Source organism: Arthrobacter sedimenti, from assembly GCF_042652025.1.
GTDB lineage: Bacteria > Actinomycetota > Actinomycetes > Actinomycetales > Micrococcaceae > Arthrobacter > Arthrobacter sedimenti.
In genome coordinates, this window is the sequence record NZ_JBHSDQ010000001.1 from 164,389 (window position 1) to 184,556 (window position 20,168).

Below are 20,168 nucleotides of genomic sequence, written 5' to 3' on the forward strand. Positions count from 1 at the left end.
CGCGACGGCTAGGGCACGAAGCGGGACGGTGGCGGGACTACCAAGCCGCGCGGGTTTTCCGCCCCGGGAGTGGCATCGGGCCTGCCGGAGCGTGGCGGCTCACGTCCGTCAGGACTGAGCCGCCACGCGAAGGGGCGGGGGCGGAAAACCCGCGCGGCGAACCACGCAAGGCACCGACACCCCGCCCCTGTAACTCAGCTACTTGTCGTTATCCGACTTCGCACCAAGCGTCGTCTTCTGCACCTGCATGAGGAACTCGACGTTGCTCTGGGTTTCCCGGATCTTGTTGGTGAGCAGTTCAAGGCTCTGCTGGGTTTCGAGTCCGGAGAGGACGCGGCGCAGCTTCCACATGATCTTGACTTCTTCGGGGGAGAGCAGGTTCTCTTCGCGGCGGGTGCCGGAGGCGTTGACGTCCACCGCGGGGAAGATGCGCTTGTCGGCCAGCTGGCGGGACAGGCGGAGCTCCATGTTGCCGGTGCCCTTGAACTCTTCGAAGATGACCTCGTCCATCTTGGAACCGGTCTCAACGAGGGCGGTGGCCAGGATGGTGAGCGAGCCGCCGTTTTCGATGTTGCGGGCGGCGCCGAAGAAGCGCTTGGGCGGGTAGAGGGCTGCGGAGTCGACGCCGCCGGACAGGATGCGGCCGGACGCCGGTGCTGCCAGGTTGTAGGCACGGCCCAGGCGGGTCATGGAGTCGAGAAGGACCACCACGTCCATGCCCATTTCCACGAGGCGCTTGGCGCGTTCGATGGAAAGTTCGGCCACGGTGGTGTGGTCGTCGGCGGGACGGTCGAAGGTGGAGGCAATGACCTCGCCCTTGACGGTGCGCTGCATGTCCGTGACTTCTTCGGGGCGTTCGTCAACCAGCACCATCATGAGGTGGACCTCAGGGTTGTTGGTGGTGATTGCGTTGGCAATGGACTGCAGGATGAGCGTCTTGCCGGCCTTGGGCGGGGAGACGATCAGGCCACGCTGGCCCTTGCCGATGGGTGCCACGAGGTCGATGACGCGGGGACCGATCTTCTTGGGATCGGTCTCCAGGCGCAGGCGCTCGGACGGGTAAAGCGGAACGAGCTTGGCGAACTCGACGCGGTCCTTCAGCTCTTCCGGCGTCTTGCCGTTGACGGAGGTGACGCGGACCAGGGCGTTGAACTTCTGGCGGTTGGACTGCTGGCTGCGGTCCTCACCTTCACGGGGTGCACGGATGGCGCCGACTACGGCGTCGCCCTTGCGCAGGTTGTACTTCTTGACCTGGGCCAGGGAGACGTAGACGTCGTTGGGGCCGGGCAGGTAGCCGGAGGTGCGGATGAATGCGTAGTTCTCCAGGACGTCCAGGATGCCGGCAACCGGCAGCAGGACGTCGTCTTCGGTGACCTCGACGTCATCCACGTCAGGGCCCTGGTTGCGGCCGCGGCGGCGGTCGTTGCGGTCGCGGAAGCGGTCGTTGCGCGAGTTGTCCCGGTCCTGGCCGCCGGAGCGGTCGTTCCGGTCGCGGCGGTTGCGGCGGTTGCGGCGGCTTCCGCCGTCTGAATCGTCGTTGTCGCGGTTGTCACGGCCGCCTTCGCGCTGGCCTGCCTCACGGCTGCCTTGGTTGTCGCGGCCGCCGTCGGAATCGCGGTCGCGGCCGCGGGTGCGACCGCCTTCGCGGCGTTCGGTGCGCTGGCCGGCGTCGCCCGCTTCAGTTGCGGGGGCTTCGGTGCGCTGCTCGCCGGAACGCTGTTCCGCGGCCGGCTGCTCTGCCGGGGTTTCCACCGGGGCTTCCTGGACGGAGGCGGCAGCGGCTTCGCTGCGGCGGCGGTTGCGGGTGCGCGGCTGGCGGCGCTCGGCAGCACCTTCCGTTGCCTCGGGTGCTTCCGCAGGAGCGGCCGACGGCGCCTCGACAGTTGCGGGGGCGGGTGCGGCGGTCTCCACGACGGGAGCTTCGGCTGCGGGGGCAACCACCCCATCGCTGACGGCGCGGCGGCTGCGGCCGCGTCCACGGGCACGGGTGCCTTCTGCTGCAGGAGCCTCTGCGGCAGGGGCCTCCGGAGCGGAAGCAGGTGCGGTTGCAGCCGGAGCCACGGTGCTTTCCGGAGCCTTTTCCGCTGACTTTGCGGGGGCCTTGGCGGTGAGGGTCCCTGCGCGATGGGCGGAGATGGCCGAAACCAGGTCCCCCTTGCGCATGCGGGAACCGCCGGAGATACCGAGCTGGCTGGCAAGGGCCTGCAGCTGGGCGAGCTTCAGGCCGGCGAGGCCGCTGCTCTTGGCGGGTGCGGCCGTTGATTCGGCAGCAGAAGTTGTGTGTTCCACAGCTGGTGACAGCTCAGTGGTTTCGGTCACGAAGGATCCTTCCCCCTCGACGGCGTCCAGACTGGGAGCTGGACGCGATGATTTGATCTGGGCTGCAGTTCAGATCTGCAGCCGGGATTGTTCGGCCTTGCCGGTTGGATTTCGGCCAGCAGGGCCGGATACTGATTCACCTTGCGCTGCGCCCATGGCACAACGCCGGGCTGACGGTTCAGGGGCAGTTGGATGCTGCAGATTCCTGCGACAGACCAAGCAGGCGGCACCGGAATACATTCACAGTGGTAGATCAAACAGCAACTGAATGCAGGAGCAGATCAGATAGGCGGAATTACCGCCGGTGCAAGTCCACCTTAGCACCTTCGACGTCCACTGCGAGCTTCAGCACGCGCCAGCCGATGTCCGGCGTGTTCTCTGCCGTAAAGGCCTGGATGAAGGCCAGTGCATCAGCAGCCTGGAGCTCACCGTTGGCCAGGACCAGGACGGTGGGCCCGGCCCCGGAAACCACCGCCGCGTAGCCCGCCCGGCGCAACGCGCCGATCAGGGCTGCGCTGGGCCGCATGGCTTCTGCACGGTAGCTCTGGTGCAGGTAGTCTTCCGTGCCCGGCAGCAGGAATTCAGGCTTTTGCGTGAGCGCATGGATCAGCAGCGCTGCCCGGCCGGAATTCATCGCCGCGGCGTGGTGTCCCACCGATGCGGGCAGCAGGGCGCGGGCAGCTTCAGTGGAGAGTTCGAAATCCGGGACCGCCACGATGGGGATAACGGACCCGGCGACGGTGGCGCTGGTGCTGCTGTACTGCTCACTGTCCTGCCATGACAGCGCCAGTCCGCCGAAAATCGCCGGTGCCACGTTGTCCGGGTGGCCCTCGAGTTCGCTGGTGAGCTGGAGGATCCACTCCTTTCCGCGTTGGCTTTCGGCGGGCACCATGGCGTTGGCGGCCGAAACTGCGGCCACCACGGCGGAAGCAGAGGAACCCAGCCCACGCCCGTGCGGGTTGACGTTCCGGGCGGTCACCTTCAGTCCGCCGTGGCGGTAGCCCAGGCGTTCGAAAGCGGCATCCATGGCGCGTATTACCAGGTGACTGGCGTCCCGCGGCAGGGTATCGGCACCCTCGCCGCTGAGCTCGAACACGAGTTCGTCCGTGTCCAGGCTCTCCACCGTCAGTGTGTCGTGCAGTGCAAGTGCCAGCCCGAGGCTGTCGTAGCCGGGCCCAAGGTTGGCCGTGGTAGCGGGAACGCGGACGGTGACGCGCTGGCCCGGTTCAATCAGTTGCAGTCCGATGGCGGCCTGCGAGGTGGTGTCCAAGGCTATTTTTCTTCCAGTCCCAGCTCAGCAGCAACGGTGACGACGTCGTTCGGAACCTTGACCGGCTGGACGTCGCTGCCGTCTTCGGTACGGAGGGCCCACTGGGGGTCCTTGAGTCCGTGTCCGGTAACGGTGATGACGATCTTCTTTCCGCTTGGAACTTCACCGGCGGCATGCTTCTTGAGCAGGCCTGCCACGCCGGCGGCGGAACCGGGCTCCACGAAGACGCCTTCCTTGGCTGACAGCCAGCGGTGGGCGTTCAGGATCTCTTCATCGGTGACGGCATCGATCAGCCCGCCGGACTCGTCACGGGCGCCCACGGCCCCGTCCCAGGAGGCGGGGTTTCCGATGCGGATAGCGGTGGCGATGGTATCCGGTTCGGTGATGGGGTGGCCCGCAACGAATGGTGCAGCCCCGGCGGCCTGGAAACCCCACATGGCCGGGGTCTTGGTGGACACGGCGGGCAGGGTGCCGGCGGTATCTGACTCGAAGGGCGCGGAGTATTCCTTGTAGCCCTTCCAGTACGCGGTGATGTTGCCGGCGTTCCCGACGGGCAGGACGTGGATGTCGGGTGCGTCGCCCAGGGCGTCCACCACTTCAAAGGCGCCGGTCTTCTGGCCCTGGATGCGGGCAGGGTTGACGGAGTTCACCAGGAAAACGGGGTAGGACTCCCCCAGCTTGCGGGCGATGTCCAGGCAGTTATCGAAGTTGCCGTCCACCTGCAGAAGAGTGGCGCCGTGGGCAATCGCCTGGCTGAGCTTGCCCATGGAGATCTTGCCTTCCGGCACCAGGACGGCGCACTTCAGGCCGGCAGCGGTTGCGTAGGCGGCGGCGGATGCGGACGTATTGCCGGTGGAAGCGCAAACCACTGCCTTGGCTCCTGAAGCGACGGCTGCAGTCATGGCCATGGTCATGCCGCGGTCCTTGAAGGAGCCGGTGGGGTTCATGCCCTCCACCTTGAGGTAGACCTCGGAACCGGTCAGTTCGGAGAGCTTCTGTGCGTGCACCAGGGGGGTGCCGCCCTCGCCCAGGGTGATGACCCTGGTGGACTCCGTCACGGGCAGACGGTCAGCGTATTCGCGGATGACACCGCGCCATTGGTGAGCCACTTAGACTCCTTCTACCCGCAAAACGGATGTAACTGAATTGATGACGTCCAGGCCCTTCACTGCCTCAACGGTGGCTGCAAGGGCAGCCTCTGACGCACGGTGGGTGACGATCCGCAGTTCGGCCGACTCCACCTTGGAGCCGGCGTCGCGGTGGATTGTCTGCCGCATGATCTCAATGGAGACGCCATGCTCTGCGAAGAGCTGGGCGATCTTAGCCAGCACGCCGGGCTGGTCGGCAACGTCCAGGCCGATGTAGTAACTGGTGGTAGCAGCGTCGATAGGCAGTGCGGGGACGTGTCCGGTAGTGGTTTCGGTGCGTCCGGGACCGCCCAGGACCAGGCGCCGCGCTGCTGACACGAGGTCGCCCAGGACAGCGGAGGCGGTGGGGGTTCCGCCGGCACCCTGTCCGTAGAACATCAGCTCACCGGCGTTCTCGGCCTCGATGAATACCGCGTTGAAGGCACCGCGGACGGCGGCCAGCGGGTGTTCGCGCGGCAGGAGCGTGGGGTGCACGCGGACCGACACACCTTCCTTGCCGTCTGCATCAACGAGTTTTTCCGCGATGGCCAGCAGCTTGATGACGAAGCCGGCGTCCTTGGCCGCGGCAATGTCGGAGGCGCTGACGGAAGTGATGCCTTCGCAGTGGACATCGTCCAGGGAGAAGCGGGTGTGGAAGGACAGCGAGGCGAGGATCGCGGCCTTCGCGGCGGCGTCGTGGCCTTCGACGTCGGCGGTGGGGTCAGCCTCCGCGTAGCCAAGCCGCTGGGCTTCGGCGAGGGCGTCGGCGAATTGCGCGCCGGTGGTGTCCATCTGGTCAAGGATGAAGTTGGTGGTGCCGTTGACGATGCCCAGGACCCGGGTGATCCGGTCGCCGGAGAGGCTGTCGCGGATGGGCCGGAGGATGGGGATGGCTCCGGCGACGGCGGCCTCGTAGGAAAGCTGGACGCCTGCTTTGTCGGCCTCTTCGTAGAGCGTGGGGCCGTCCTGGGCCAGGAGCGCCTTGTTGCCGGTGACCACGCAGGCGCCGTTGCGCAGAGCGGACAGGATCAGCGTGCGGGCAGGTTCGATGCCGCCCATCAGCTCGATGACCAGGTCTGCGTCCTTGACCAGGGTGTCGGCGTCAGTGGTGAAGAGCTCCTGGGGCAGGTCCACGTCGCGGGGGGCGTTGACGTTGCGCACGGCAATCCCGCTGAGCTGCAACCGGGCCCCGGTGCGGGCGGCAAGGGCATCGGCGTCCTCAATCAGGATCCGCGCAACCTGGGCCCCCACGTTGCCACAGCCCAGCAGGGCTACTTTCAGCGTTCGCATTTCCGTCATTCAGGCTCCCATGTCGCGGCTCAGCAAATCTTCTTCGGTTTCCCCGCGGACAATCAGCCGGGCAGATCCGTCGCGCACCGCGACAACGCCCGGCCGGGCCAGATAGTTGTAGTTGCTCGAAAGGGCCCAGCAGTAGGCGCCGGTTCCCGGGACAGCAAGCAGATCACCGGCTGCCACGTCCTCGGGCAGATATACATCTCTAACAACTATGTCGCCGCTCTCGCAATGTTTGCCCACCACGCGGGACAGCTGCGGGGCCGCGCCGGACGCGCGGGAAGCCAGGACAGCCGAATAATCCGCGTCGTACAGCACCGGACGGGCGTTGTCGCTCATGCCGCCGTCCACCGAAACATAGCGGCGGGGATACGTAACGTTGTTGCCCGCGTCACCGTCGCCGGAAGCCTCGGGAGCGTCCACGCGGACGGTCTTCAGCGTGCCGACTTCGTACAGCGTGAACGTGGTGCTGCCCACGATGGCGCGTCCGGGCTCTATGGAGATGCGCGGCGCGTCGATGCCAAGCTCCGCGCAGGTGGAACGCACGACGGCGGCCATCGCGTTGGCGATCTCGGCTGCGGGGCGGGGCGTGTCCACCGGGGTGTAGGCGATGCCGTAGCCGCCGCCGAGGTCCAGTTCCGGCATGGTGATGGAGTACTTTTCCTGCATGGCGGCCAGGAAGCGCAGCAGCTTCTCGGCGGCCATGGCGAAGCCGTCCGGCTCGAATATCTGTGAGCCGATGTGGCAGTGCAGGCCCAGCAACTCGATGCCGGGGTGCGCCGCTGCCGCTGCCACCGCTTCCTCGGCGGCGGAGACACCGGCTTCGTCCGTGGTGTCGGCGGCCATGGAGAGGCCGAACTTCTGGTCCTCGTGGGCGGTGGCGATGAATTCGTGCGTGTGGGCGTGGACGCCGGGGGTGAGCCGCAGCATGACCTTCGCCTGCTCACCGCGGGCCTGCGCCAGGGCGCCGACGCGGTCCAGTTCAGCCAGGCTGTCCACCACGATCCGGCCCAGCTTCATGTCCAGCGCGCGGTTCAGTTCGGCGTCGGACTTGTTGTTGCCGTGCAGGGCCACCCGCTCCCCCGGAATGCCGGCGCGTTCGGCCACGGCCAGCTCGCCGCCGGACGCGGTGTCCAGGCGCAGGCCTTCCTCTTCCACCCACTTCACCACTGCGGTGCACAGGAAGGATTTCCCGGCGTAGTAGACGTCCACGCCGCCGCAGATATCGGCGAAGGCGGCGTCGAAAGAGTCCTTGAAGGCGCGGGCACGGGAACGGAAGTCGGCCTCGTCCATGACGAACAGGGGCGTGCCGAACTGCTCCTTGAGTGCCTGCACGTCCATGCCGCCGACGGTCAGGGCACCGGAGTGATCGCGGGCCACGCTGCCGGCCCACATGGGCTGGTGCAGTTCATTCAGGTCTGCCGGGACCTGCAGCCATTCCGGGGCAAGCGGGGAGGCGGCAGTGCTTGGGGATACTGGCATGGTGCTTACATCCGTTCCGGCGCGGACACGCCAAGCAAGTCAAGGCCGTTGGCCAGTACCTGGCTGGTGGCGTCGTTGAGCCACAGCCGGGTGCGGTTGAGGTCGGTGACGGGTTCTTCACCCATGGGGGCGATCCGGCACGCGTCATACCAGCGGTGGTATGCACCGGCAATGGCCTCGAGGTGCCGTGCCACCCGGTGGGGTTCGCGCAGTTCCGCGGCCTTGGCCACAATCGACGGGTAGCTGCCCAGGTGGGACAGCAGTTCGTTCTCGGTTGCGTGGTCCAGGAGTGCAGCGTCGAAGCTGTCCTGGCCGTCCACCTGCCGTTCGACGCCGGCAGCCACGGCGTTGCGGGCTGCGCCGCGCGAGCGGGCGTGGGCGTACTGGACGTAGAACACCGGGTTCTCGTTGCTGTGCTTTTTCAGCAGTTCCGGATCGAGCGTCAACGGCGAATCAGCGGGGAACCGGGCCAGCGAGTAGCGCACCGCGTCCTTGCCAAGCCAGTTGATCAGGTCCTTGAGCTCGATGATGTTGCCGGCCCGCTTGGACAGCTTGGCGCCGTTGACGGACACCAGCTGGCCGATGAGCACCTCGATGTTGACTTCGGGATCGTCGCCGGCGGCGGCAGCGATGGCCTTCAGCCGGTTGATGTAGCCGTGGTGGTCGGCACCCAGGAGGTAGATCTTTTCCGTAAACCCGCGGTCCTTCTTGGACAGGTAGTAGGCGGCGTCGGCGGCGAAGTAGGTGGGCTCGCCGTTGGCGCGGATCATCACGCGGTCCTTGTCATCGCCAAAGTCCGTGGTCCGCAGCCAGACCGCCCCGCCGTCGTCGAACACGTGGCCCTGTTCTCGCAGGCGCGCCACGGCACTTTCGATGGCGCCGGCGTCGTGCAGCTCCTGCTCGGAAAAGAAGACGTCGAACGCAACGCCGAAGTCTGCCAGGGTGGCCTTGATGTCCTTCATCTGGGCTTCGTAGGCGGCGGCGCGGATCACCGGCAGGGCGGCAACCTCGGTGAGTTCCCGGATGTCCGGATGCGCCGAAAGTACCTCATGCCCCAGGTCGGCGATGTACTGCCCGGGGTAGCCGCCGTCGGGCACGGGAAGGCCGTGCAGCCGGGAGTACACGGAGTTGGCGAAGGTGTTCATCTGCGAGCCGGCGTCGTTGATGTAGTACTCGGCCGTGACGTCGGCGCCGGAAGCACGCAGCACGCGGGCAATCGAGTCGCCCAGTGCGGCCCAGCGGGTGTGCCCGATGTGCAGCGGACCGGTGGGGTTGGCGGAGACGAACTCCATGTTGACCGTGTGCCCGGCGAGCGCGGTGTTGGTGCCGTAATCCGTGCCCGCCTCAACAATGGCTTTGGCGAGGGCACCGGCGGCTGCGGCGTCCACGGTGATGTTCAGGAAGCCCGGGCCGGCGATGTCAACGGCAGAAACACCGTCGATGGCCTTGAGGCGGCTGCTGAGGATGGAGGCGAACTCGCGCGGGTTGGTGCCTGCCTGCTTGGCGAGCTGCAGGGCAATGTTGGTGGCCCAGTCCCCGTGCTCCCGGTTCTTGGGTCGCTCCACGCGCACGTCGGCCGGAATAGCTGACACAGCAAGGGCAATATCGCCGGCGGCGACGGCGTCCTTGAGGCAGGCGGATATGGCGAGGGAAAGTTCTTCGGGAGTCACCCCTCTAGCGTACCGGGGGCCAGTGACAGCAAAGAATTTGGCGGCAGCGGCCCGGCCCGGCGTCACGGAAGGGAGTGAGCCCCGCCATACGGTGAACCATTCGCGTGCATCCGGCGTTGACTAATCCGTAGCCACTGCCGCACGGCATCCCTCATCCGGTACCGCCCCGAAAGTGAAATGAGAGCCTTCATGAGACCCTCCAGCCCTAAGAGCCTTTCCCTGTCAAAGGATGCCTTCCGCAACGGTCTCTTTGCCGGTATTGCCGGCCTGTCGCTGGCGGGGACCGTGGCCGGCTGCGCACCGTCATCCGCCGACAACACACCCGGCACCGCAGGTGCCCCACCGGCCCCCTCTGCGGGATCTTCCTCGCTGGCCGCCAGCGGCACCGGTTACAAGGACGGCACCTACAGCGCCGACGGGAACTACGTCTCGCCCAACGGCACCGAAACCGTGGGTGTCCAGCTGACCCTTGCCGCGGGAAAGGTTTCGGATGTGCAGATCACCCAACACCCGTCCAATCCGAACACCCGCAAGTTCCAGGGCCAGTTTGCCGGTGGTATCGCAGCCCAGGTGGTGGGCAGGAACATCGATGAACTGAACGTTTCGAAGGTTGCCGGTTCCTCGCTGACCAGCGGTGGCTTCAACCAGGCGGTGGCGAAGATCAAGTCCGAGGCACGGTAGGCGGTGCCCGTGTCGGACTGGGAGGAGTTTTCATTCCAGGGGATCGGCACTGACTGGGCAGTCAGCACTCCCCTGCCGTTGCCGGCGCCCCTGCGCACGCACCTGCTGGACCGGGTTGAGAAGTTCGACGGCGACTGGTCACGTTTCCGCTCCGACTCGCTGGTCGCAGAACTTGCAAGGGAGCCGGGGCGCTACGAATTTCCGGACGAGGCCGCCCCGCTTGGCGAGCTGTATCGGCTGCTCTACCGGATCACCGGCGGGGCCATGACGCCCTTGATTGGCGGCAGCCTTGAGCGCCTGGGCTACGACGCAGCGTATTCGCTCCAACCGGCCGGGCCGCCGCTCCCGGCGCCGGAGTGGGAGTCGGCCCTTGCCTGGTCCGGGACAGTAGTGGCGGCCGGCGCCCCCGTGGTGCTGGACATCGGCGCCGCCGGCAAGGGCCTGCTGGTGGATCTGGTCGCGGCGGAACTGGAGGCCGCCGGCGTGGGCGGATTCGTCATCGATGCCAGCGGGGACCTCCTGGTCCGCGGGGCAGGACCCGTCAGCGTGGCGCTTGAACATCCCTACAACCCGGAGCAGGCAATCGGCATTATCCACCTGGACGGCCGGGCCCTGTGTGCCTCCGCTGCCAACCGCCGTGCCTGGGGCGACGGACTTCACCATGTGCTGGACGGAACCACCGGGCAGCCGGTGCGGACCGCCGTCGCCACCTGGACGCTGGCAGACACCGCCATGGTGGCCGATGCGCTGGCCACGGCGCTTTTCTTCGTTCCCGGCGCCACGCTTCAGGAAACGTTCGATTTCTCGTGGTTGACCGTCTTTTCGAATGGCAGCGCCGCCTATTCCGCCGAGTTCGAAGGGACGCTGTTCACATGAGCCCCGTGGAGACGCCAAGAACCCGCCTGGTCCGCCCGCTGGCGGGGCGCATGGAAACCGTCGTTGGCAGGTTCACCATGTACCGGCTTGTCCTGCTGGCCCTGGCGGCCCTTGCCGCTTACAGCCTGCTGCTCAATGTGTTGGGCTGGCTGACGTTCGGCATCCCGGAAATGCTGGCGCACCTGGCGTTATGCCTGGCCCTGACCTATGCCTCAAACCGTGCCCTTGCGGCGCTCTTCCGGGTCAAGCCCCACACCGAGTCCTCGCTCATCACCGGGCTGCTGCTTTATTTCCTTTTCTGGCCGCCCCTGCAACCCATGGACCTGGCAGGGGTGGCGCTGGCATGCCTCCTTGCGTCCGCGTCCAAGTACGCGTTGGCTTGGCGTGGACGGCATATCTTCAACCCGGCTGCGGCGGGCGCCTTTATTACCGGGCTTACCGGTTTGAACATCGCCACATGGTGGGCAGCGACACCGGCCATGCTGTGGCTGCTGGTCCCCGCCGTGCTGCTGGTGGTCTACCGGATGCGGAAGGCCCTGATGGCGTCGGTGTTCACCGTGGTGGCAACGGCCATCACTACCCTGGTACTGGTTCGGGCGGGAATGCCGGCCGCGGCCGGCATCTGGCAGGCCCTGGCCCAGCGGCCGGTGCTCTTTTTTGTGGGATTCATGCTCACCGAGCCCCTGACATTGCCGCCGCGGGGGCTGGCAGCAACTGGCCCTCGCAACGGTGGTGGGCGTGCTCTTTGCGGTCCCCTGGAACCTGGGAATCTTTGCCAACTCACCGGAGGCGGCGCTGCTGGCGGGCAACCTGCTGGCCTTCCTGGCGGGCCAGCGCGGAGCCGTGAAGCTCCGGTTCGCCGGCGCCCGCCCGCTGACGCCCGCCACCACCGAGTTCTCCTTTGAACCTGCCCGCCCGGTGCGCTTCCTTCCCGGGCAGTACATGGAGCTGGACCTTCCGCAGGCCAAGCCGGACGGAAAAGGACGACGCCGGGTGTTCAGCCTTGCGGGCGGCCCCGGCGAGCGCCTGGTGAAGTTCGGCGTGCGGACGGATGGTCCATTGTCCGCCGCTAAGGCGGCCCTCCTGGCGCTGCGGCCGGGTGACGAGCTGTCGGCCACAGCCGTGGGCGGGGAGTTCGTCCTGCCGCGAGACCCGCGCCGGCCGGTGCTTCTGATTGCGGCGGGAATCGGCATCACACCGTTCGTTTCGTATCTGGCCTCGGGCGCCCTCCGGGAACGGGACGCGGTTCTCCTGGTCCTGGCCAGGAGCGCCGATGAGTTGGCCTACGCGGAGGAATTGCGGAGGTCCGGTGTGCAGGTGCTGGTGCGGCTTGCAGACGGGTCCGTGCCGCCGTCGGGCTTGGCCTCTGCCGCCGGGCGTCCCCCTGGCGTCCGAAGCTTCGGTGCGGACGGCCGGCTGGACGGACCGGACGGCCGGCTGGACGGACCGGACGGCCGGCTGGACGGACCGGCCCTGGCAGCTCTCGTTCCAGACATCTCCCGGCGGGACGTTTACGTCTCCGGCTCTCCGGCAAGCGTTGCGGCACTCCGCCGTGCAGCGAAGCGTTCCGGGGCGCGCCGGGTGCGGACGGACTCCTTTTCGGGCTACTGACGCTGCTTCCCCGCCCTTCCGGGGCCGGCTCCGGTGGCGGTTTTCCCTTGCGGGCCACCTTCCTGCTAAGCTCTAGGACGTCCCGCCGGGAACGGCAGGATATCCGGATTGCCCTCGTAGCTCAGGGGATAGAGCGTCTGCCTCCGGAGCAGAAGGCCGTAGGTTCGAATCCTACCGAGGGCACCAAGAACCCCGCCGCTTCATTGAAGCGGCGGGGTTTTCGTTTGTTGTCCGGGACCAGCTGTCAGAAACGCAGCGCTGCCTCGTCCATCGTGGCCAGGGTGAGCACGGCTTCCTCCACCGTTTCGTGGTCCTCCAGCTCACGCTCGATCCGCCGCAGGACCACCGCGACCTCGTGCTCCGGATGGTCCCCCTGGAGATCCACGGCCGCGACGAGGTACAGCTTGCGCGGGCCCACGAATTCCAAATGAAGATAGGTGAGCCGGGCGATGTCCTGGTGCTCCAGTACCCGGCGGGCCATGGACCGCTCAATATCAGGTGTGACGCCCTGCCCCACCAGGAAGCGCCGGTTGCGGTCGATCAGGATGACGGCGACGACGGCGAGCAGCACGCCCACGGCGATCGAACCGATTGCATCCGGCAACGGGGACCCGGTGACCTGGTGCAGGAACACGCCCACGAACGCCACGACGAGGCCGATCAACGCCGCCGCGTCCTCGGCGAAGACTGCCCTCAGGGTGGGATCAGAACTGATGAGGACCTGTTCAAGGGTGTGCCGTTCCAGTTCATGCGCCGCTTTCCGGGTCTGCCTGAAAGCCTGCGCGAATGAAATCCCTTCCAGGACAAAGGCCACGCCCAGGACCACGTAGGCCACCACGAAGTCCGATGCGGGTTCCGGCTCAATAATCTGCTGGACGCCGTGCATAATCGACACCACCGCGCCGGCGGTGAACAGACCGAAAGCGGCAAACATCGACCAGACATAGGCTTCCCGGCCGTAACCCATGGGATGGCTCTTGTCCCGAGGGCGGGCAGACCGGCGCTCAGCAAGGAACAGGAAGACCTGGTTACCGGTGTCTGCCCAGGAGTGTGCCGCCTCCGCGGCCATCGAGGCTGAACCGGAGAGGACAGCCGCCACCGACTTCGCCGCGGCCACCAGCGTGTTCGCCGCAAAGGCGACGATGACCGTCAGCAGCGTTGAGCCGGATTTTTTTCGCTTTTCGGTTTCAGCCATGCGCCTACCGTACCCACCAGGACAGGTATCAGTACCCGGGAGGGTGCACAATTCCCGAAGCGGGGTCCCGACGATTGTCAGTGGCCCCTCATAGGCTGAAACCACCTAGCTGAGGGAGTACGCCATGCACGTTCAGTTCTGTTCCATCGTTCCGCCCTACCTGCTGCGGCGGCTCGCGCAGCAGGATGCGCCCGGATTCTCATCGGCGGCAAGCGCCGCCAGGAACGCCCTGGGCCACGTCCAGTCGTTCCAGGCCGCCCGTGCACAGGCCGTGCCGGTCCTCCCGCCGGGCCTGCGCCAGGTAAAACCGGGGCCCGTCAACCGCACCATCTACGATGCCGGCGGCGAGGAGGCGCTGCCGGGCAGGCTGGTGCGCGACGAAGGCGGGCAAGCCACCGGCGATGCCGCCGCGGATGAAGCCTACGACGGGCTGGGGCACACCCACCGCCTCTACGCCGACGCCTTCGGACGGGATTCGGTTGACGGGCGCGGGCTGAAGCTGGACGCAACCGTGCACTTCGGCAAGCTTTACGACAACGCTTTCTGGAACGGCAGCCAAATGGTGTTCGGCGATGGTGACGGGGACGTCTTCCAGCGCTTCACAAAGTCGGTCAGCGTCATCGGACACGAACTGGCACACGGGGTAACCCAGTACTCGGCCGGACTTGCCTACCGGAACCAGGCCGGAGCCCTGAACGAATCGATGTCTGACGTCTTCGGCGCGCTCGTGGAGCAATTTGTGAAGAACCAGTCCGCTGCAGAGGCAAGCTGGCTGATCGGCGAAGGCCTGTTCACGCCCAAGGTCCAGGGGCTCGCTTTGCGGTCCATGAAGGCCCCCGGAACTGCTTACGACGACGACGTGCTGGGCAAGGACCCGCAGCCCGATTCCATGGACTCCTATGTCCGGACCAGCGCCGACAACGGCGGTGTCCACATCAACTCGGGCATCCCCAACCGTGCCTTTTACCTCGTGGCGGATGCCCTGGGCGGCTACGCCTGGGAGGCGCCGGGCAGGATCTGGTACGAAACCCTGACCAACGGCTCGTTGCCGGCCGCAGCCACCTTCACGGTCTTTGCACGCGCCACGGCGCGAGCCGCCGCCGATCTTTTCGGCGCCGACTCGCCGGAGCATGACGCCGTAGGGGCCGCGTGGGAAACTGTAAAGGTCAAGGTTTAACCACTGCCCTGCTGCCCGCCCATGGCCGCGGGGCCAATTGGAAGCCCAGGGGCCAGGCCATGAAGATCAAGGTGGAGCGCACCGGCGGGATCGCGGCGATGACAAGGGTGTGGATGGTTGACGCCCGGACAGACAGCGACCTGAGCCAATGGCAGCCCATTCTGGAGGCCTGCCCGTGGGATGCTGTTCCCAGCACCCGGCGGGCAGCGGCCGCCGCCTTCGAGGCGCCGCAGCCGGACCGCTTCATCTACTCCATTACGGCGGGGCAGCGGAGGGCTGCCCTCCCCGAACAGGCCCTCACGGGCCCGTGGCGCGTCCTGGTGGACACCGCACGGGCTGCCTCCGAACAATCTGCCGGTGCGTTCCGTCCCGGGCCGGACGACGATGCGGAGGCCGACGGCCCAGGCTGAAGGGCGGGCTGCAGGCAGACGCCGCATAAAGCCCCCTTGGTGACGGCAGTAGACTGTCTGCAGCCATGACTTTTCATATCTCCTATCCCGCCGAGCTGCCGGTTTCCGAGCGCCGCGAGGACCTGATGGCCGCCATCGCCGCCAACCAGGTGACCATCATCGCCGGCGAGACCGGCTCCGGAAAGACCACCCAGATCCCCAAGATGTGCCTGGAACTGGGCCTGGGCGAAAAGGGCCTTATCGGGCACACCCAGCCCCGGCGGCTGGCCGCCCGGACGGTGGCCGAGCGCATCGCGGAGGAGCTCGGCGTCGAGATCGGCCAGGAGATCGGCTTCCAGGTCCGGTTCACGGGCGAGGTCAGCAAGGCGACCAAGGTCAAACTGATGACCGACGGCATCCTGCTCGCCGAGATCCAGCGGGACAGGCTGCTGCGCAAGTACAGCACCATCATCATTGACGAAGCGCACGAACGCAGCCTCAACATCGACTTCATCCTGGGCTACCTCAAGCGGATCCTGCCGCAGCGGCCGGACCTGAAAGTCATCATCACCTCGGCCACCATCGATCCGGAACGGTTCGCCAACCACTTCGGCACCTCCGCAAATCCGGCACCCATCATCGAAGTCTCCGGCCGGACCTACCCCGTGGAAATCCGCTACCGCCCCCTCACGCAGCCGGCCGCGGACGATGAGGACGCCTCGGACGATGAACTCGAAGAGGCCCGCGACCCCCTGGATGCCGTTTGCGACGCCGTGGACGAGCTGGCAACCGAAGCGCCCGGGGACATCCTGGTTTTCTTCTCGGGCGAGCGCGAAATCCGCGACGCCGCGGAAGCGTTGCAGGCCCGCATCCAGTCCAACCGCCGGCTGGCCAACACCGAGATCCTCCCCTTGTTCGCCCGGCTGAGCCTGCAGGAGCAGCACAAGGTGTTCCACCCCGGTACTAAGCGCAGGATCGTGCTGGCCACCAACGTGGCGGAAACCTCCCTAACTGTGCCGGGCATCAAGTACGTCGTCGATACCGGTACGGCGCGCATCTCGCGGTATTCGCACCGCACCAAGGTCCAGCGCCTGCCCATTGAACGCGTCTCCCAGGCATCGGCCAACCAGCGCTCAGGCCGCTGCGGCCGCGTGTCCGACGGCATCGCCATCCGGCTGTATTCGGAGGAGGACTTCGAGTCCCGGCCCCGGTTCACGGATCCGGAAATCCTGCGCACCAACCTCGCCGCCGTCATCCTCCAGATGACGGCGATGGGCGTGGCGAAAGGCCCCAAGGACGTCGAGGAATTCCCCTTCGTCGAACCGCCGGAAACCCGCGCCATCAACGACGGCGTCACCCTCCTTCGCGAGCTGGGCGCCCTGGCTCCGCCACGCCCGCAGGGCAAAGGCGGCAGGACTGAAGCAGCCGAGGACCGGGGCGGACAAAAGGGTGGGGGCCTCACCGCCGTCGGACAGAAACTCGCCCAGCTGCCCGTGGATCCCCGCCTGGGCCGGATGATCGTGGAAGCCGGGAAACGTGGCTGCGTCCGGGAAGTGATGGTCCTGGCTGCCGCGCTCACCATCCAGGACCCGCGCGAACGGCCCACGGACAAGCAACAGCTGGCCGCGGAAAAGCACAACCGCTTCCGCGATGAGAATTCAGACTTCACCGGCTACCTCAACCTCTGGAACTACCTGCAGGAGAAGCAGCAGGAACTGTCGTCGTCAGCCTTCCGCAGGTTGTGCCGCGCCGAATTCATCAACTACCTGCGCGTGCGGGAGTGGCAGGACCTCTTTACCCAACTGCGCCAGCTCGCCCGGCCGCTGGGCATCACGCTGGACAACAAGAGGCTGGCCGATCCCGTGGGCAACCATGACGGCATCCATATCAGCCTGCTCTCCGGGCTCCTGAGCCATATCGGCATCCTGGATGAACGCAAGCGCGAATACGCCGGCGCCCGGGGCAGCCGGTTCGCCATCTTCCCGGGTTCCTCGCTGTTCAAGAAATCCCCCACGTTCGTCATGGCCGCGGAGCTGGTGGAAACCAGCAGGCTCTGGGCCCGGGTGGCCGCAAAGTTCGATCCCCTGTGGGCCGAACAGGTGGCTCCGGACCTGGTCAAGCGCAGCTACAGCGAACCGCACTGGTCCACCAAACAGGGCGCCGTGATGGCCTACGAAAAGGTCACCCTTTACGGCGTGCCGATCATCGCGCAGCGGCGCATCAATTACGGCCGGGTGGATCCGGTGGTGGCCAGGGAACTGTTCATCCGGCATGCCCTGGTGGAAGGCGACTGGCGCACCCACCACAAGTTCTTCCACCGCAACCGGGCCCTCCTGCACGAGGTGGAGGAACTCGAGGCCCGCATGCGCCGCCGCGACCTGCTGGTGGATGACGAGACGCTGTTCGAGTTCTATGACGCCAGGATCGGACCCGATGTGGTCTCCGAGCGCCACTTCGACAAGTGGTGGAAGGATGCCCGCAGGGAGCACCCGGACCTCCTGGATTACGACAAATCGCTGCTCCTGAGCGACGACGCCGACGACCTGGACGAGTCCGCGTACCCGAAAACCTGGCTGCACAAGGGTTTCGAGCTCCCGCTGACGTATGAATTCCATCCCGTGGCGCCGGGCTCCGCCCCCGACCCGTCCGACGGTGTCACCGCCGAAGTGCCGGTGCTGTTCCTGAACCAACTCGACGACGCGCCGTTCCGGTGGCTGATTCCGGGCCAGCGGGTAGAGCTGGTGACCGCCCTGATCAAGTCGCTGCCCAAACAGGTCCGGAAGAACTTCGTTCCCGCCCCCGATGTCGCCCGGCAGGCGGTGGCCCTCCTCGAATCAGACTTTGATCCGGCCAGGGACGAGCTGGAACCGTCGCTGGAACTTGCGCTGCGGCGGATCCGCGGCGCCATCATCCCGCCCGGCTCCTGGAACTGGGACGCCGTGCCCCCGCACCTGCGGGTGAGTTTCAAAGTGGTGGACAGCAAGGGCAAAGTCCTGGGCGAAGGCAAGGACCTTGCGGAACTGCAGGAGCGGCTTGCCCCCGCCACCCGCCGGGCCATCGCCGAATCGCTCGGCGCCACCCCGGCCTCCGCAGCTGCCGGCACGTCCAAGCGGCGCAACGGCAAGGTGTCCGACGGCGGGCCGGCCGCACGCCAGCAGCCCGCCGGGGTGCCGGGAGCCGCTGCCGGGGCCGGATTCGTGGAGCAGGATGGTCTGACGGAGTGGGTTGTCGGCACCATCGAGCGCCAGGTGAGCAGCATGGTCAAGGGCCACACTGTCACCGGTTATCCGGCGCTGGTGGACCAGGGCACCGCGGTGTCACTGCGCGTGTTCCAAACCGCCGAGGAACAGCTCGAAGCGATGCGGGGCGGGGTGATCCGGCTCCTGGCGCTGCGCGTTCCGGCCCCTGACCGGTACGTCCTGGAGCACCTGAGCAACACCGAGAAGCTCACCTTCAGCCAGAACCCGCATGGTTCGGTGTCCGCCCTCATCGCAGACTGCGCGCTGGCGGCCATCGACAAGCTCATGCCCGCGGAACTTCCCTGGGACCGCAAAGCGTTCGATGCGTTGTATGAGGTGGTGCGCGCCGAGCTCATCGACACGGTCTTTTCGGTCACTGCCGTCGTCGAGCGCATCCTGTCCAGTACCCGGCGGATCGAGAAGCAACTCAAGGGCACCACCAGCCTGGCCCTGATCAGCGCACTGAACGACATCAAAAGCCAACTGGAGCAGCTGGTGTATCCCGGCTTTGTAGCACGGACGGGCTACGCCCAGTTGAGCCAGCTGCCGCGCTACCTGGCCGCGATCGAGAAGCGGCTGGAGCGCCTCCCCGGAAACGTGCAGCGGGATGCCTTGAACATGGCGGTGGTACAGCGGCTTGAGGATGATTACGACGACGCCGTGTCGGCGTTGCTGCCGGGGCGGGGTGCCGGACGGGAGTTAACCCAGGTGCGCTGGATGATCGAGGAACTTCGGGTGAGCCTGTTTGCCGTCGAACTCGGCACGGCCTATTCCGTTTCCGAGAAACGTATCCGCACCGTACTCAACAAGGCCCTGGCACCCGCCTAGCAGCGGCACCTACGAGAGGAACACATGAAGCTCACGCTTGCCCAAGGACCTGCAGGGACAGAGATCGCCGGGCTCGGCCATGCCCAGCCGGCGCGCATCATGGACAACCATGAGCTCGAAGGCATGATGGACACGAGCGACGAGTGGATCCGCCAGCGCACCGGCATCGTCACCAGGCACATCGTCGATGAGCAGGAAACGGTAGTGGACCTCGCCATCTCCGCCGCCCGGATGGCCTTGGCCGATTCGGCGCTTGCGGCCACGGACATCGACCTCGTGGTGGTGGCCACCACCACGGCGGCCGAGCGTACCCCCAACACTGCCGGCCGCGTGGCCCAGGCGCTCGGCCTGGGCGCGGATGGCCGGGGACCGGCAATCATGGATGTCAACACCGCGTGTTCAGGCTTCGAGTATGCCCTCGGCGTGGCCGACCAGGCGATCCGCAGCGGAAGCGCCTCCCACGCGATCGTTGTCGGCGCCGAGACCCTTTCGGCAGTCACGGACTGGACGGACCGCGCGACGGCGGTACTCACCGCAGACGGTGCCGGGGCCGCCGTCGTGCGCCCGTCCGAAACGCCCCGCATCGGCCCGGTGGTCTGGGGTTCGGAGGGCGGCATGGCTGATGCTGTCACCATCTCCCCGCCCTCGGGCCGCTTTTCACAAAACGGCCGTGAAGTGCTGCGGTGGGCCCTCACCAAGGCGCCGGAGCGCGCCCGTGAAATCGTAGCCCGCGCCGGGCTGGGGCTGGACGACATCCAGGTCCTCGCCGCCCACCAGGCCAACCTGCGCATCATCGAGCCGCTCGCGGAAGCCCTGGGCCTGACCGACCGGATCGTCATCACCGACATCACCGAGTCGGGAAACACTTCCGCGGCCAGCGTGCCCCTCGGTTTGAGCAAGTGGTGGCACGCGGGGAAGATCCCGGCAGACGTCCCCGCGCTGTTGTTCGGGTTCGGCGGCGGCTTCACTTACGCGGGCATGGTGGCCATGACGCCGCGCATGCACTAAGAC

The 20,168-nt window shown here is 66.7% G+C and carries 13 protein-coding genes, 1 tRNA gene and 1 pseudogene; 8 read left to right on the forward strand and 7 right to left on the reverse strand.

Annotated features, from left to right (window positions below; all coding sequences use genetic code 11):
- Window positions 1-198: 198 nt before the first annotated feature.
- The 6 genes from rho to argS form a co-directional block, all read right to left on the reverse strand.
- Entirely contained in the window at window positions 199-2,319 is a 2,121-nt protein-coding gene (gene rho / locus ACFO0G_RS00760; RefSeq protein ID WP_286397781.1) for a transcription termination factor Rho, read from the reverse strand.
- Between the two features lie 295 nt (window positions 2,320-2,614).
- Complete coding sequence (gene thrB, locus ACFO0G_RS00765) at window positions 2,615-3,589, reverse strand: homoserine kinase (RefSeq protein WP_286397783.1); 975 nt, start codon at window positions 3,587-3,589, stop codon at window positions 2,615-2,617.
- Between the two features lie 2 nt (window positions 3,590-3,591).
- On the reverse strand, window positions 3,592-4,698 hold the full coding sequence (gene thrC / locus ACFO0G_RS00770; protein ID WP_286397785.1) for a threonine synthase: 1,107 nt from the start codon (window positions 4,696-4,698) through the stop codon (window positions 3,592-3,594).
- Window positions 4,699-6,015, reverse strand: a complete 1,317-nt coding sequence (locus ACFO0G_RS00775) for a homoserine dehydrogenase (protein WP_142133417.1) — start codon at window positions 6,013-6,015, stop codon at window positions 4,699-4,701. It abuts the gene before it with no gap.
- Complete coding sequence (gene lysA, locus ACFO0G_RS00780) at window positions 6,016-7,491, reverse strand: diaminopimelate decarboxylase (RefSeq protein ID WP_286397788.1); 1,476 nt, start codon at window positions 7,489-7,491, stop codon at window positions 6,016-6,018.
- 5 nt (window positions 7,492-7,496) lie between these two features.
- Entirely contained in the window at window positions 7,497-9,161 is a 1,665-nt protein-coding gene (gene argS, locus ACFO0G_RS00785; protein WP_286397790.1) for an arginine--tRNA ligase, read from the reverse strand.
- Window positions 9,162-9,350: 189 nt separating this feature from the next.
- Between argS and ACFO0G_RS00790 the strand changes: the two genes are divergently transcribed.
- The 4 genes and pseudogenes from ACFO0G_RS00790 to ACFO0G_RS00805 all read left to right on the forward strand — a co-directional run bounded on the left by ACFO0G_RS00790 (window position 9,351) and on the right by ACFO0G_RS00805 (window position 12,515).
- Complete coding sequence (locus ACFO0G_RS00790) at window positions 9,351-9,842, forward strand: FMN-binding protein (protein ID WP_286397792.1); 492 nt, start codon at window positions 9,351-9,353, stop codon at window positions 9,840-9,842.
- Between the two features lie 3 nt (window positions 9,843-9,845).
- Window positions 9,846-10,718, forward strand: a complete 873-nt coding sequence (locus ACFO0G_RS00795; protein ID WP_286397794.1) for an FAD:protein FMN transferase — start codon at window positions 9,846-9,848, stop codon at window positions 10,716-10,718.
- Window positions 10,715-12,329, forward strand: a pseudogene (locus ACFO0G_RS00800) (ferredoxin--NADP reductase). Before ACFO0G_RS00795 ends, ACFO0G_RS00800 begins: the two are co-directional and overlap by 4 nt.
- 110 nt (window positions 12,330-12,439) lie before the next feature.
- Window positions 12,440-12,515, forward strand: a tRNA-Arg gene (locus ACFO0G_RS00805).
- Window positions 12,516-12,573: 58 nt separating this feature from the next.
- Here the strand turns inward: ACFO0G_RS00805 and ACFO0G_RS00810 are convergent.
- Window positions 12,574-13,524, reverse strand: coding sequence for a cation diffusion facilitator family transporter (locus ACFO0G_RS00810; protein WP_286397798.1), 951 nt, complete (start codon window positions 13,522-13,524; stop codon window positions 12,574-12,576).
- Between the two features lie 124 nt (window positions 13,525-13,648).
- Between ACFO0G_RS00810 and ACFO0G_RS00815 the strand changes: the two genes are divergently transcribed.
- The 4 genes from ACFO0G_RS00815 to ACFO0G_RS00830 all read left to right on the forward strand — a co-directional run bounded on the left by ACFO0G_RS00815 (window position 13,649) and on the right by ACFO0G_RS00830 (window position 20,165).
- Complete coding sequence (locus tag ACFO0G_RS00815; protein WP_286397801.1) at window positions 13,649-14,701, forward strand: M4 family metallopeptidase; 1,053 nt, start codon at window positions 13,649-13,651, stop codon at window positions 14,699-14,701.
- A 59-nt stretch (window positions 14,702-14,760) separates the two neighbouring features.
- Window positions 14,761-15,111, forward strand: a complete 351-nt coding sequence (locus ACFO0G_RS00820) for a protealysin inhibitor emfourin (RefSeq protein ID WP_286397803.1) — start codon at window positions 14,761-14,763, stop codon at window positions 15,109-15,111.
- Between the two features lie 65 nt (window positions 15,112-15,176).
- The gene (gene hrpA, locus ACFO0G_RS00825) at window positions 15,177-19,157 is read left to right on the forward strand and encodes an ATP-dependent RNA helicase HrpA (RefSeq protein ID WP_376976076.1); all 3,981 of its coding nucleotides are present in this window, start codon (window positions 15,177-15,179) and stop codon (window positions 19,155-19,157) included.
- Window positions 19,158-19,181: 24 nt separating this feature from the next.
- A complete protein-coding gene (locus ACFO0G_RS00830; RefSeq protein WP_286397807.1) occupies window positions 19,182-20,165 on the forward strand; it encodes a beta-ketoacyl-ACP synthase III in 984 nt (327 codons plus the stop codon).
- Window positions 20,166-20,168: the final 3 nt, after the last annotated feature.